Source organism: Segatella copri (genome assembly GCF_026015625.1).
GTDB classification, from domain to species: domain Bacteria; phylum Bacteroidota; class Bacteroidia; order Bacteroidales; family Bacteroidaceae; genus Prevotella; species Prevotella copri_H.
On the sequence record NZ_JAPDVG010000001.1, the window covers coordinates 131,508 to 145,188 of the forward strand.

Below are 13,681 nucleotides of genomic sequence, written 5' to 3' on the forward strand. Positions count from 1 at the left end.
CTTATTGGTTCAAGTCCTCGTTCTTAATGAAGCATATCTTACCTCGCTTTATACTATTTGCCAGGGAGTCAACTTCTGTCTGTAACTTACTGTAAACAGCACTTTGCTGCTTAGAGATAAAATTGTGGATAGAAGCCATCCCCTCCAAAATCTTAAACTCACGATACAACACACCTGCCGACTTGAACTGTTTGTCCAAGCCTACCAAGAACGTTCTGTAGTCCTTGATTCCTTCAAAATCTCTTAGAAATTCTGTCTCTTCCATATTGTATAATATTTTATTTATAACTATATTGTTTCTCCTTAATGCAAAATTACGAATTTTATTCGATATATGTAAAAGAATTAACTTAAATATTCAAAAATACCAAAATATATTTAGATATATATTTGGCTATCTCATTTTTTTTTAGTACTTTTGCAGTATGTTTTTTCCATTATATTCTGTAAAAGAATATTGTATGGGTTTCTCTTTAGCCTGCTGGCGAGCAGGCTTTTTTTATTGGGATTTATTTGGCAATTTGAAAATAATTCATTACCTTTGCAAACAAATCCCTTTAAAGTATAATCTTTATAGGATTTTAATTGGTTCAAGTCCTCGGTGTTGTGAAACACTGGGGACTTATATTTTTTACAGATTAACGGTGATACCTTTCTCATAACTCAGTCTCTTTACTTCATTAGTATAATACTTAATCATTTTCTCCAACTCATCGTCATCCCATTTCTTGATGGAGTGAGCACGCTCTCGCAGGGTGGAAAATCGGGAAACACCAATCTTCTTTATCAGATTCTCCTGGTAGTATATAAGATGGTCTGACTTCACTCTGTTGCACCCGATACATTCTGCATTGCAGTTATCTTCATCAAATCGGGTGGCCATGTTGGAACGTCCGAAGAAATGACCGCAATCAAGCTCTCTGTACGGCTTTATCTTTCCGCAGCTGATACATTGTCCCATGCCGCTTGGCATGCAGTCTCTCAGACGTATATACAATGCAAACACCTTGTCTAGTCTCTTGACCAAATCAGGCTTACTCTTCTTTCTCTTTTTGGGAGCAGAAGGAGATTTCTTCTTTTTCTTATAAATTGGAAACATTTCTTTTGAATTTACATGTAACATATTTGTCCGTCATGTTCGCAAAATCAACACATAAACGGCAAGCTAAACTTCCTACATAAATTGGTTCTTGTGTAAATACTCCCTTTCTGCAATGCGGACAGAGAGTTAAATACTCAGTTCCTAATGCGGAATCTCTTTGCTTATATTCAATAAGCTCATTTAGAACGCTCATCTTAGTACGACATTAGTTAATTGTGTTCCTCTGGAATACACCGCCCATTTCGTGGTTCCTGGAGGTCTGCTAATAAAGAGGTCTGCGACATTTCCGAACCGGCTATAGTTTCCCGACAAGTCAACTATCCACCCATCCTTGCCTTCAAAAGGTCTGATAGCGCGACCTACCATCTGGTAGTAGAGCCCGAGAGATTTCGTCGGGCGTGCCAAGACAACGGTGTCTAAGGCTGGATAATCGAATCCCGTAGTCAGTACACCAACGTTGGCAACAACCTTTATTTCTCTCCTCTTGAATCCTTCGAGAATGGCTTCACGCTCCTTTTTGGGTGTCTCTCCTGTCACGATGGCGGCATTGACTCCGAGTGATTGGAGTTTATCAACCAGCTGCCTGGCCTCCCTTGTGAAAGCGGTAAATACAAGTACTCCCTTTCTAGGAATGCCGCTTTTAGGCTGCAGAACCTTGACTACTGTGTTTGATAACTTATCGTAGAATCCGCTACGCTCATACTCTGCGAGGAGACTTCTTTCATCATAATCTGCACCGGTGGAGTTGCTTCTGACTCTTCTTAAATCCAATGTCGTCAAATCGTAATAATGCAAGTCTGCGAGATAACCTTTAGAAAGTAGTTCTCCAATCTGACAACAATAGATGACCTTTGAAAATATTCTAGGTCTTACTCTCGTGAGGAACTTCAAGATGGAACCTCCTTCGGCACGATCAAGACGGTATGGCGTGGCTGTTAATCCAACAACCTGTCTGTTCTTCGCTTCTATGAACTCCTTGTACTGCCCAGCTTTAGAGTTTACGTAATGACATTCGTCAATTATGATGTTCTTGAAACAATCGAAGTCTGACATATGGTTCATTACGCTTCCGATGGTGGCAAAGGTTATTCTGTTTATGTCCTTACATCCTACAGAGGCACTATAGCAACCGCAATCGAAGATACCATAGCTTTGCAGTTTGGCAAAGTTCTGCTGAAGAATTTCCTTACTAGGTTGAAATACTAACAGCGGCCCTTCCAGACGAGAGGCGATATCTGCTATCACCAAGCTCTTTCCTGCACCCGTAGGCAGGATAACCAATCCGTTCTTGTCAGCCTTGCTAGTGAACAGCCTTACGGCTGCATCACTAGCTTGCTTTTGATAATTTCTAAGAGTGTACTTCATTACTCGCCGAATGGTAATTCATCATCGTCATCATCTGAAGACTGCTCTGGCTGAGCTTCTTCTTTTGGCTGCTCCTCTTCTGGGAACTCCAATCCGAAGACATCTTTCATGCTCTCACGATTCTTGACCTCATTTGCCCAAATCTCAGAACGGTCCGGGATAGCATAAGCCTTTGCAAGTAAGAACTTCTCGGTATTTGCATCCCAATTATATACGAGATAGTAACCTGCCAATGCAATACAGAACACGTTCTTCGACTTAAGACGCATATCAACAGTTCCCTGGCGCACTTCAGCGGCGTACTTGGCTACTTCCATAAGAACAGAAGCATAAGCCTCTTCTGCATCCTTCTTCATCTTCTTGGCTTTTTCCAAAGCCTCCTCCAACTCCAGCTTGCGAGCTGGCACAACGTTCTCTTCGAGTGTGCAATACTCCTCTCTGATGTTCTTCTTCTCGAACTCATCGAGGAAACGTGTAACCAACTCATTGTCAGGGAAGGTCGCCGTGAAGTGCTTTCCGACAAACTTAAGGATGTCTGCCTTATTCTTCAAAGGCTTCTCTCCGCAAAGGTTCTCCTCGGTCAAAGCAAGGAAGTCCAACTCCATTGGGAACATGTCTTTTACACCTTCCTCCAATACAAACTCAATGTTCTCAGGAACATAATTTTTCAAATCTGATTTCATAATTATAAATACTTTTCATATAATGCTATCTGTTTCTGAGCTTCAAGCAAGGCTGCTTCTTCATTAGGTTCGGGTATATACAACCCTGCAACCATACTTGAATAGTTCCGAAACTTCTCAATAGCGTCTGTTAATTCTTTTGTGTCAAGGTCAGCCGTGCTTCTCCAATAAGTTACAGGCTGTCCTCTTCTGTTTGTTCTCTGCTTCGCAAAGATTTCTCTGTTCACTATCTGCTTGAAAATGTTATACTTCACATATTCTTCATCGTAGCCGAACTCTGATGCGAAATACTGAAGGCACACATGCAGATAGCTGTTTTGGGCGAGGGAACGTGGACGGTGCTTTTTCTTCACCTCCACGATAAAACCCTTTCCGCTTTTCAGGGCATCCATGTAAAGGCCATTGCAATAGTCCTTGTAGTCTGCCCTGTCCTTGTCATTGTTGAGATTGAAAATCATAACTAGAATGGCAAATCATCATCTTTGCCCGGCTGCGGTGCCGGTGACTGAACTCCTTGTGGCTGCGGTGGTGGAGGAGCTTGCTGCTGCGTCTGGCCACCTCTCTGATACTTTTCTATCTTATAACCCGAAATGGTATTGAAATACTTTACCGGGTCATTTGCACTCTTCTGATACTTGGTACCTTGAAGAGCAAAAGATATAGTAACAATCTCGCCAACTGCAAAATCAGCAGGATCATCCACGTGCTTTCCGCTGAACTCAAAACTTGGGTAGTTCTCGTACACCTCTCCGAAGTTCGAGTGTGTACAGTTAAGAACCACAACTCTCTTTTTGAACGGCTCTCCGCCGCTCTTGCTTGGTATTTCCTCGACATTGCCGATAAGTAATACCCTTCCTGTCATTGTATTAGCCATCTGATTCTGTTAATGGTAAATATGGTAATAATTCTCTCATTTCTACCCATTTGAGGAAGTTACGCAATAATGTATGGTTTTTGTCTTCCATCCCCGGGTATCTGTAACAAGTGATTGCTGGCTCATAAGGAGTAAGCTTGAGACCTCTCACGTCTCCCTTGTGCTTATCCTTATTGTAGCCCTCAAAGACAAACAAGTCAAAATGGAACACGTCAGCTTCAAACAATTCTAGGTAAAGCTGCCATTGGCAGCTATCTATATAGTCTTTGTCTGATACCGGTCCGTACTTAGTCTTGATGTCTCTTATCTCTAGTCCGTCAATCATATCGGCACATCCCGTGATAACGGCATCGCCGAAATCCTTGTATTCACGAACCTCATGAAAGGCGCCAGGATGCTCATTCCTGTATTTCAAAGCAACCTTACATTGTGGAATGTCGAGAATCGCTTCACCTTCATCAAAGACGAACCTTCTTCCTTTCGGAACGGGTTCTGTCTTATCTTTCTTATAATAGGTGAAATGACGAACACCTTCCGGCTCCTTGAAGCAATGGGGACTGCCAGTCTCCACGATGGAGTGAAAGGCAGTTCCTATTCTTGTGTAATCGTTGCCCTCAAACTTCTTAGTGATATTGTCTATAACGTCCTGCTCTGTAACATAAGCATATTCGCCAGACATATACCGTCTGAAGCTCTCTAGCTGGGTAACTCTAATCAAAGGCTTCATCATGCTGCATCCTCGTGCTTGACGAACTTCTTGCCCTTCTTGTCAAAGTCAATGCCTTTGACAGCAAGTTCCTTGATCATCTGATTCATGAATGCCTTCTGATGAATCTTGTTCAATCCGTGGGCAACCTCGATGAGAGCATTTGCATCATCTACAGTCTCCACGGCTGCAAGCTTCTTTCGGGCATCATCAACGGCTTCCTGCGCCTTAGCCTGAGCATCTGACTTATTCACGATGGCTTTCTTCACCTTCTTGATGATGTCTGCCATGCAAGTGTCAAACTCCTCTGTTCCGTAAGCTGGAATCCAAGTGTCCTGCAGGTCTGCAACATTCTTACCAACACGATTGTCCTGTGGCTCGAACTTGATGACGCGATTGCCGTTCTCCTTGCAGATGTAACCTACCTGGTCCGCAATACGGATGAGCAAGTCCTTGCTCTGTCCTGTACAGTCTGGAGAATGCTTGATGTAATCTCCTTCCTGTGTCTCCTTGTCGTGACAGATGAAGATGATATCGGAGTTGTTTGAACGGAGAATGCCGACAAACTGCTTGAACAATTCTCCCATCACGCCATATCGCTTCAATGAGTTAGTTCCCAGCTTATGGTCTTGCTGAATAGCAAAAGCGTTGAGATAGTCATCGAGCATAGCCTTGGCTGTGTCTACTACGATGGTCTTACACTCACTGATCAATCCTGGCTTCCAAACCTGCTTGCCATCCTCAACAACATAGGAACCGATAACCTCAGCATTGTAGATGTCTTCCCAGCGTGAAGCCGTGACAACAATGTCTGGACGCTGAACGGCACGGTCAAAGCCTCGGTCGGTGTCGATGAGTAAAGGACTGTTGGCTGTAGTAGCCAAAGATGTCTTACCGGTACCTGGAGTACCATAAAGTACGATAATCACTGGACGCTCTGTAACAACGTCATTCTTTCTAATAATTGGCATAAACTAATATTTAATTGTTAAACAAATTGTTCTTATTTGCATAGGTGATAAACTCAGAGAGCTTATGTATTCCTAGTTTCACATACACAGACTTTACGTGCTGATGTATCGTGTTCGGGGAGTTGAATAGCTCGGCTGCCGCCTCCTGCTCGCTTCGTCCCTCATAAAGCAGTTTCATCACGCGCAACTCCGCAGTAGAAAGATTAGCATTAAACCTTAGCATACATACGATACCTTCATAAGGACATTCACCACGCATTGGGCATTCGACCTTCTCGAAGTTGAACCTTCCATCCTTGTCAACATCGACGACATCAAAAGCCGTAGTGTCGAGTCGACAAAAGTTGCATTTGCAAAATCGACGCATCATGAGATACTGATAATAACTCTCGTTAGGTGCGCTCTTAGAGTAAATCTTCTCCAACGCCTTGTATGCTTCCGGATAGCAAGCGCGAACCTTTTCCAGGATGTATTTCACCAGCTCTGTATGTGTCTCATCGACCATGAAGTTCTTTCCGTCTGACGTCTTACACCATAGCTCATCCTCGAACATATAGAACTCTAATCCTTCCATAAGTCCTCCTCGCTAATGCCTGTTAGCTCACACAATACTTCTACATGGATGTGCTGCTGTGGCTTCATACCATATAGAACCCAATTCCTAACTGTCTGCTCGGTAACCTTGCAGCGTCTAGCGACTTCCGTGATGAAGTCGTATCGCGGGGCACTTCTCATCGGTAACCCCTGATAAAAACCTTTTAAGGTCATTTTTTGAGATTTTTCCTCAAAAGTGTTTGATGTTTGAATATTTTCCATTATCTTTGCACTATGTTTTATATCTTTATGCAAAGATACAAATATATTCTGATATATGCAAATATATCGAAAAGATTTAGTCAAAATTAACAAATTTATACAGATATGTTCAAATATAAAGAATTTAGAAGAGCTCACGGACTATTTCAGTCTAAGCTTGCAGAAATTATGGGAATTTCCCAATCTAACATTTCGAGATACGAAACAGAGGGTATTGATCCTACACCTGCGCAGTTTCAGAAACTATACGATGAGTATGGAGAAGAAAACGTCAAGGCTTTCGAGGTAGAACCTTCTCAACTCGTTAATGCAGAGAATAATGTAAACAGTGGCTCTGGAAATCAGAACAACGGAATCCAAAGTAATGCTGATTTAGTAGAAATTATAAAGAGGCAGACTGAGATGATAGCAAAGCATATCGAAAAACAAGATGATATAAATGTACGTCTCATGAATCTTCTTGAAAAATTAACTTTGAAATGAAACTGAATATTCCCGATTGTGCCCTGGATATTAGCGACAGGTTCTTCAAAGCACTTGATGTTCTCAAAGAACAGAGAAAAATTAAAGGCTTACAGACTTTTACAAAAGAGTTTGGTTTGAACTATGGTAACATGAATACTCTAAAGCATAACAGAGATAAGCGTACTTTTCGTATAGAGTATCTTGCTTACCTCGCTGAAGGGTATGGTGTATCATGCGAGTGGCTACTGCTTGGAACCGGTCCCATGTTTACACAAACGTGTTCCAAAAGCGAAGAATCTCAGAACCTTTGAAACGCTGTCCGTGAACTTTTTGCATAGACTTTATATATCCTGCGTTCACATAGGAGCGCAGGGTGTTGCGATGTATACCCAACAGTTTGCAGGTTTCCGATATGGTATATCGCGAAGTTGGACTTATGTTTGGCTGAACTGATGTTACCATGTTAAATAGTTTAAATGCGTGCTAGAATAAAGGATTTCTTTATATCTTTGCACTAAGTTATAAATTCAAATGCAAAGATAAATGAAAAAAATGATATATCAAAATATATGTGGATATATTTAAATATAATTAATATTTCCGCATATTGTGTAACTCGAAAAAAAATGGCATGCTTGCAAATAGCTTGCAAATTAAAAATCGGGTCTCTGTAATTAATTGAGGCTAAGATAGTTATATCGAAAAGCTTCACATCTGGAAAGCGTGTAACCGGCAAAACCGGTTCGGGGGTTCGAATCCCCCTCTTTCCGCTTTTATATATATAATAAGGTATATGAAGAAAAATACAGCTATTGCACGTTTTGCAATATTGGTTTTCACATGGATGTGTTCTCTGCCTATGATGGCTCAAGAAGAGAACATGGGATTTCATCAAGCTCTTAAGACAAAGTTTATAGAGGGTAATGCGGGATTTATGTCTCTCGTTGCCATCGCCCTCATCGTGGGTATGGCTTTCTGTATCGAGCGCATTATCTATCTGAGTCTCTCTGAAATCAACGCCAAGAAGTTGATGCAGGATATCGACCAGAAGGTGTCGGCGGGAGATGTGGAAGGGGCTAAGACGCTCTGCCGGAATACACGCGGACCGGTGGCTTCTATCTGCTACCAGGGATTGATGCATATCGGCGAGAGTCTTGATGACATCGAGCGCTCGGTGGGCGGATATGGTACCGTTCAGGAGGCTAACCTGGAGAAGGGATGCTCCTGGATTAAACTCTTTATCGCTATGGCGCCATCGCTCGGATTCCTCGGAACCGTGATCGGTATGGTCATGTCGTTCGACCAGATTCAGCAGGCGGGCGATATCAGTCCTACTATCGTTGCTTCGGGTATGAAAGTGGCGCTCATCACTACCATCTTCGGTATCATCGTAGCCCTCATCCTTCAGGTTTTCTATAACTACATCCTTTCTAAGGTGGAGCACCTGACAAGCCAGATGGAGGAGTCGGCGGTTACTTTAATGGATATTATTGCCAAGAATAAATAAATGAAGAGAGAAATGGTTAAATTTCAATTTTCAAAGCAGAAGACGAAGTCGGCCGAAAAGATATCGCAGCAGGTGTTCTATATCATGATAGGACTGGCGGTGCTGGTTTTCGGTCTGTTCTTTTTGGTAGGCTACGATTTGCCTTTCGAAGAGAACCCCGACTTTAATGCGCCTCTCTTTACCGATGTGCTCATCCTGCTGATGTGGCTCTTCCTGATAGGAGGTGTGGGTCTGGCAGTCTTTTCGATGATCAGAGATTATCGCAGCAGCAAGTCGGAGGCTGTAGTGAATGGCATTCCCGTGCGTCGCATCTTCCGCATCACATGGATCGGAACTTTGGCAGTTTTGCTGCTTACCTTCCTTTTGGGCGGTTCTGCTCCGATGCTCATCAATGGCGAGAATTATGCCGACTGGCTCTGGCTCAAGCTTTCAGATATGTTTGTCATCACATCGCTCCTGATGCTGCTGGCAGGAATCGGTGCCGTCTGTTTCGGTGCCACACGTTATATTCGGAAGAAAAACTAAAGAGAGTGCTTTGGGCTCTCTATTCTATAAATAAGGATTAAATATGCTGATTAGAAGGAAGCAACACGAAACCCCGGGACTGAATACCACATCTACAGCCGACATCTCGTTCATGCTGTTGATATTCTTCCTTGTCACCACATCAATGGATGTGGATAAGGGACTGTTGCGCCAACTCCCTTCACCTGAACCGCAGAAGAAGGAGCAGCAGCAGACGGTGGTAGACAAGGCTAACCTGATGGCGCTGCGCTTGACAGCTGGCGATACGCTTTTGGTTAATGACAAGCCGATGCAGGTGAGCCTGCTCAAGGAAGAAACCATCCGCTTTGTACACCGCCTGGGCAAGAAACATCTCATCTCTATTGAGAGTGAGCGCGATGCCGACTATAATCTCTATTTCCAGATGCAGAATCAGCTGATGGAAGCATATAGCCAGCTACGCAACGAAACAGCCCAGAAGAAATATCACAGGGATTATGCCCTCTTGAACAATGACCAGAAAGAACAGGTGCGCAACATCTGTCCGCAGCGCATCACAGAGTCGTATGCCAACGCAATGACTCAAACCGACCAGCGTGTTGATGCCAATGCTGAAGAAAAGCAAGGGGAAGAAAATTCGACAGAAACAGCTACAGAACAGCAGAAAGGAGGTAAACAATGATGAATTTTCATAAGAAATCGCATGAAGTGCCAGGGTTGAATACATCTTCTCTGCCAGACCTGATTTTCTCCGTACTGTTCTTCTTTATGATTGTTACCCACATGCGCCAGGTTACCTTGAAGGTAGACTGTCGTTTGCCACAAGGCAAGGAACTCACCCGCCTGACCAAGAAATCGGCGGTGAGCCATATCTATATAGGTAAGCCAACCAAAGAGATGCAGGCAAAGTATGGTACCGGTACCCAGATCCAGTTGAATGACAAGTTTGCTTCGGCTCCCGAAGTGATGGATTACATTTCGGCAGAAAAGAAGCGTATGTCGCCGGAAGACCAGAAGCTGATGACCGTATCAATCAAAGCAGATCAGGAAACCAAGATGGGTGTGATAACCGACGTAAAGCAGGCTTTGCGCCAGGCAAAAGCACTAAAAATCAGTTATTCTGCCACAGAAAAAGGAAAATAATATTAATTTATCATGTTTTTCTCTTAAAAAGTTGCTTTTATTAATTTTTTGTATTATCTTTGCAACCAAATTATTAGTATTATGTCAAAACAAATTTTAGATTCATTAGATAGGCAGATTCTGAAGCTGATTTCTCAGGATGCCCGTATTCCATTTTTGGAAGTGGCACGCGCTTGCAATGTGAGCGGTGCTGCCATTCATCAGCGTGTTGCTAAACTTACAAATCTTGGTATCATCAAGGGTTCACAATTCATCATTGACCCAGAAAAGATAGGTTACGAAACTTGTGCTTATATGGGACTCTATCTGAAGGAGCCTGAGAAGTTTGACCAGGTTGTAGAGGAGTTGAAGAAGATTCCTGAGGTTGTAGAGTGTCACTATACTACAGGTGGTTTTGATATGTTTATCAAGATTTATGCGCTGAACAACCACCATCTCCTGGAAATCATCCATGATAAGTTGCAGCCACTGGGATTGTCTCGCAGCGAGACCATCATCTCTTTCAATGCATCTATCAATCGTCAGCTTTCTATGCAGGATCTCAAGAGTTTCAACGATGATGAAGAGGAAACTGATGAGGAGGCTGCAGCAGAGAAATAAGATATAAAAAGAAAAAAAGCAGTAGCTCCCTGCGGGATTACTGCTTTCTATAAAGGGTGAGGAATGTGAACGGTAAGCCGTTTTCATTCCTCATTTCTTTTTCTGTCACTTCCCATTCTGCCGGATTGATTTCCGGAAAGAAGGTATCGGCATGTTCAGGCTCCTTTTCTACGATTGTGAGATAAAGCTTGTCTGCAAAAGGCAAAGCCTGTTCATATATGCTGGCTCCTCCTATGATGAAACATTCATCTGATGCTTCTTTGTTTCCAACCGTTTTTTTGTTTCCAACAGATTCTTTGTTTCCAACCTCTTCTTTCCTTGCTGCCAGCGCTTCTTCCAGAGAGGTGTATACTTCGCACCCTGTTATCTGCTCTTTTGTCTTCGAGATAACAATATTACGGCGGTTGGGCAAGGCTCCGTTAGGCAGCGACTCAAATGTCTTCCTGCCCATGATGATCGTATGTCCAGTTGTGAGCATACGAAATCGGGACATGTCTGATGGGATGGCATAGAGCAACCGGTTCTTGTACCCGATAGCTCTATGCACTTTTGATATACAGGCGATGATGCTGAGCATTTTTTATTTTAATGTTGAATGTTGAGTGTTGAATGTTGAATTATTCATTCTTGCTGTAATCTGTTAACTATAAACTATTAACTATAAACAGCTCTCCCGTCCCATGGCTGCTCTTGATCTTCCACTCCTGCGGATAGAGGTTGTTGGCACGGTTGCCGATGTTCTTTTCCCAGCCTATCGGAACCTGTCTGTAGGTTACCAGTACATAACCCTTAGGCGTATCGGCGGGTAGATTAACAGCCTCCTTGCGAAGGTAGCGGATGGCATCTTCGTAGGATAACTCCACCTGTGGGAAGTGATCTTTGTTGAGCATCGTAGAGAGAGCGAGAGCCTGGTCGGGAATGAGACCCTTTCCCTTGTCTGTTCCCAGTTTCACACCTGCATGCAGCACCTTCAGGTTCTTTTTAGCCTGGTCGTAGATGTCTTTCCATCTGCCCGGAATGGCGTAAACCGTCTCGTTGCTTTCTGCAGGCATCCATTCCGTATCAGCCTTCAGCCAGCCGTCCGGAATCTCCGGTCCCTTTCCTTTAGCCACCTTCTTGTCTTTCTTTTTCTTATCCTTCCTGTTCTCCTTGGCTGAAGAACCTGCTTCCCATTCGCCCTCTTTCTTCAGAATCGCCATAAACAGACCTTCGCCTCGCGAAACACCAGGAATGAACCGGTAAACCGGGAAGTCGCTGCCCGTGAGGTTGCGGGTGATGTTCCATGCATCTTCTACACCCTCCAGTGCCATCACTTCAGCGCCAAGTTCTTCGCATATCCAGTCCACGTTCTCCTCATCTTCGTGCGCATTGAAGGTGCAGGTAGAGTAAATCAGGATACCGCCTGGCTTCAGACAGTTCCAGATATCCGATACGATTTCGCGCTGCAGCTGCCAGCAGTTGTTCACATTCTGGGTACTCCATTCGCCGATAGCCCCTTCATCTTTGCGGAACATTCCTTCGCCGGAGCAGGGAACATCGGTAAGAATCACATCAAACTGCAATTTCGATTTCTTGTAATCGCGGGGATAGTTGTTGGTAACAATCATATCCGGATGACCGAACTTCTGTACGTTTTCGGCAAGAATCTGCGAGCGGGTGCGCATCGGTTCGTTGCTGAAGAGCAGACTTCCTTCCGGCAAGGCAGCTCTTACGGCAGTCGACTTTCCGCCAGGGGCAGCACAGAGATCCAGCATCATCACCGGTTCTTTTACGTACTGTCGGATAGCCATATCAACAAACATGGATGAGGCTTCCTGTACATAATATAAGCCGGCATGCAGCAGCGGATCGAAGGTGAATCCGGGACGCGTAGAGAGATAACGTCCGGTTTCCGGACACCAGGGAACCGGTTCGCCATCAGCATCCTTGCATTTAAAAGGATTGATGCGGATACTGGTTGGTGCCTCCTCTTCGAGGATAGCATGCTCCAGACGCTGATACAGCTTTTCGCCCATCAGTGCCTGCGTATATGTTCTGAAATCTTCAGGTAATGTCTTCATTCTGTCTCTTTTTCTTTAATTTATTTGCAAAAATAAGAAAAATTTCGTTTCTTTGCAACTAAATTGCGAAGAGATGCGTCTAAGAAGCAGAAATTTATGAAATAACAAGGTAAAAACAATAAAAAAATAATGATATGAAGAAAGCAATATTGGCATTAGCGCTCGTTATGAGCATCGGAGCCACCCAAGTGTCTTTGGCGTCTTCTGCTCCAAAACATCGTTATCATCCAACTACCCAACAGGTAGATTCAAAGGCTGCTCCTGCATCTGCCGCACAGTCATCTGCTTCGAAGGATAAAGACGACGAGGCGTTGGAGGCTTATTCTGATACAACCAGTACAGATTCGGCTAACTATGATGATTATGATGAGAATGATAATAGGTCTGTTCATTCTAGATACAGTTTAGACAACTATGATGATCCGTTCGATTTCATCGGTTCGGTATTTGGTGGCGGAGCGCTGGCTGTTATGATCATTTTCTGTATCATCTTCGGTCTGCTGTTTGTCTTTGCTCCGCTGATCATCGTATTTCTGGTTATCAGATATCTGATTCACCGCCACAACGACCGGATGAAACTGGCTGAGATGGCGATGGAGAAGGGCATCAATGTTCCGGAAAGCGACCGGCCGATAGACAAGCAGAGCGATGAGTATCTCGTGAAACGGGGATTGAGAAATGCCTTTCTGGGAGCCGGCTTGTGTGCCATGTTTGCCTGGTGGGATGCTGATTTCCTGGCTGGCATCGGAGCTTTGGTCTTCTTCTATGGCATCGGTCAGACCGTTATCGGCTCGCTTCCTGCCATCAAAGACTGGTGGAAGAACCGTCATGGCGATCAGGGCACGGGATATAATGGAACTCCGGTCTAGCAGCCGACATTCAATA

At 43.8% G+C, this 13,681-nt stretch carries 20 protein-coding genes; 7 read left to right on the forward strand and 13 right to left on the reverse strand.

Annotated features, from left to right (window positions below; translation table 11 throughout):
- Position 1: 1 nt before the first annotated feature.
- The 10 genes from ONT19_RS00730 to ONT19_RS00775 all read right to left on the reverse strand — a co-directional run bounded on the left by ONT19_RS00730 (position 2) and on the right by ONT19_RS00775 (position 6,517).
- A complete protein-coding gene (locus ONT19_RS00730) occupies positions 2-265 on the reverse strand; it encodes a hypothetical protein (RefSeq protein WP_264953380.1) in 264 nt (87 codons plus the stop codon).
- Between the two features lie 366 nt (positions 266-631).
- Positions 632-1,099, reverse strand: coding sequence for a recombination protein NinG (locus ONT19_RS00735; protein WP_153119589.1), 468 nt, complete (start codon positions 1,097-1,099; stop codon positions 632-634).
- A 192-nt stretch (positions 1,100-1,291) separates the two neighbouring features.
- Positions 1,292-2,467, reverse strand: coding sequence for a DEAD/DEAH box helicase (locus ONT19_RS00740; RefSeq protein ID WP_218458612.1), 1,176 nt, complete (start codon positions 2,465-2,467; stop codon positions 1,292-1,294).
- Positions 2,467-3,150: a hypothetical protein gene (locus tag ONT19_RS00745; protein WP_264953381.1), complete on the reverse strand. Its 684-nt coding sequence runs from the start codon at positions 3,148-3,150 to the stop codon at positions 2,467-2,469. The genes ONT19_RS00740 and ONT19_RS00745 overlap by 1 nt, the downstream gene beginning before the upstream one ends.
- 2 nt (positions 3,151-3,152) lie before the next feature.
- Entirely contained in the window at positions 3,153-3,608 is a 456-nt protein-coding gene (locus ONT19_RS00750; protein WP_153080296.1) for a recombination protein NinB, read from the reverse strand.
- A 2-nt stretch (positions 3,609-3,610) separates the two neighbouring features.
- A complete protein-coding gene (locus ONT19_RS00755; RefSeq protein ID WP_153080297.1) occupies positions 3,611-4,024 on the reverse strand; it encodes a DUF3127 domain-containing protein in 414 nt (137 codons plus the stop codon).
- A complete protein-coding gene (locus tag ONT19_RS00760; protein WP_264953382.1) occupies positions 4,017-4,754 on the reverse strand; it encodes a hypothetical protein in 738 nt (245 codons plus the stop codon). Before ONT19_RS00760 ends, ONT19_RS00755 begins: the two co-directional genes overlap by 8 nt.
- Entirely contained in the window at positions 4,751-5,701 is a 951-nt protein-coding gene (locus ONT19_RS00765) for an ATP-binding protein (protein WP_264953383.1), read from the reverse strand. The genes ONT19_RS00760 and ONT19_RS00765 overlap by 4 nt, the downstream gene beginning before the upstream one ends.
- 10 nt (positions 5,702-5,711) lie before the next feature.
- The gene (locus ONT19_RS00770; RefSeq protein ID WP_264953384.1) at positions 5,712-6,275 is read right to left on the reverse strand and encodes a helix-turn-helix transcriptional regulator; all 564 of its coding nucleotides are present in this window, start codon (positions 6,273-6,275) and stop codon (positions 5,712-5,714) included.
- Positions 6,263-6,517, reverse strand: a complete 255-nt coding sequence (locus ONT19_RS00775; RefSeq protein WP_264953385.1) for a helix-turn-helix domain-containing protein — start codon at positions 6,515-6,517, stop codon at positions 6,263-6,265. Before ONT19_RS00775 ends, ONT19_RS00770 begins: the two co-directional genes overlap by 13 nt.
- A gap of 105 nt (positions 6,518-6,622) precedes the next feature.
- Between ONT19_RS00775 and ONT19_RS00780 the strand changes: the two genes are divergently transcribed.
- A complete protein-coding gene (locus ONT19_RS00780; protein WP_153119583.1) occupies positions 6,623-7,000 on the forward strand; it encodes a helix-turn-helix domain-containing protein in 378 nt (125 codons plus the stop codon).
- Positions 7,001-7,249: 249 nt separating this feature from the next.
- Here the strand turns inward: ONT19_RS00780 and ONT19_RS16270 are convergent, their stop codons facing one another.
- Complete coding sequence (locus tag ONT19_RS16270; RefSeq protein WP_153080302.1) at positions 7,250-7,444, reverse strand: helix-turn-helix domain-containing protein; 195 nt, start codon at positions 7,442-7,444, stop codon at positions 7,250-7,252.
- A 382-nt stretch (positions 7,445-7,826) separates the two neighbouring features.
- On the opposite strand from ONT19_RS16270, the gene ONT19_RS00785 reads away from it, so the two are divergent.
- The 5 genes from ONT19_RS00785 (at position 7,827) to ONT19_RS00805 (ending at position 10,736) form a co-directional block, all read left to right on the forward strand.
- Entirely contained in the window at positions 7,827-8,489 is a 663-nt protein-coding gene (locus ONT19_RS00785) for a MotA/TolQ/ExbB proton channel family protein (protein WP_264953426.1), read from the forward strand.
- A gap of 12 nt (positions 8,490-8,501) precedes the next feature.
- Positions 8,502-9,014 (forward strand): hypothetical protein, encoded by a 513-nt coding sequence (locus ONT19_RS00790; protein WP_264953386.1) that lies wholly within the window; start codon positions 8,502-8,504, stop codon positions 9,012-9,014.
- Between the two features lie 43 nt (positions 9,015-9,057).
- On the forward strand, positions 9,058-9,675 hold the full coding sequence (locus tag ONT19_RS00795; RefSeq protein ID WP_264953387.1) for an ExbD/TolR family protein: 618 nt from the start codon (positions 9,058-9,060) through the stop codon (positions 9,673-9,675).
- Positions 9,672-10,136 carry an ExbD/TolR family protein gene (locus ONT19_RS00800; RefSeq protein WP_006847784.1) on the forward strand — a complete coding sequence of 155 codons (465 nt, stop codon included), beginning with the start codon at positions 9,672-9,674 and terminating at the stop codon, positions 10,134-10,136. The genes ONT19_RS00795 and ONT19_RS00800 overlap by 4 nt, the downstream gene beginning before the upstream one ends.
- 81 nt (positions 10,137-10,217) lie before the next feature.
- On the forward strand, positions 10,218-10,736 hold the full coding sequence (locus ONT19_RS00805; RefSeq protein ID WP_006847783.1) for an Lrp/AsnC family transcriptional regulator: 519 nt from the start codon (positions 10,218-10,220) through the stop codon (positions 10,734-10,736).
- A gap of 37 nt (positions 10,737-10,773) precedes the next feature.
- Here the strand turns inward: ONT19_RS00805 and ONT19_RS00810 are convergent, their stop codons facing one another.
- The gene (locus ONT19_RS00810; protein ID WP_264953388.1) at positions 10,774-11,313 is read right to left on the reverse strand and encodes a dihydrofolate reductase; all 540 of its coding nucleotides are present in this window, start codon (positions 11,311-11,313) and stop codon (positions 10,774-10,776) included.
- Positions 11,314-11,380: 67 nt separating this feature from the next.
- Positions 11,381-12,796 (reverse strand): RsmB/NOP family class I SAM-dependent RNA methyltransferase, encoded by a 1,416-nt coding sequence (locus ONT19_RS00815; protein WP_264953389.1) that lies wholly within the window; start codon positions 12,794-12,796, stop codon positions 11,381-11,383.
- Between the two features lie 134 nt (positions 12,797-12,930).
- Here ONT19_RS00815 and ONT19_RS00820 point away from each other — a divergent pair, with 134 nt between their 5' ends.
- Positions 12,931-13,665, forward strand: coding sequence for a DUF6249 domain-containing protein (locus ONT19_RS00820; RefSeq protein WP_264953390.1), 735 nt, complete (start codon positions 12,931-12,933; stop codon positions 13,663-13,665).
- The last annotated feature ends 16 nt before the right edge of the window (positions 13,666-13,681 follow it).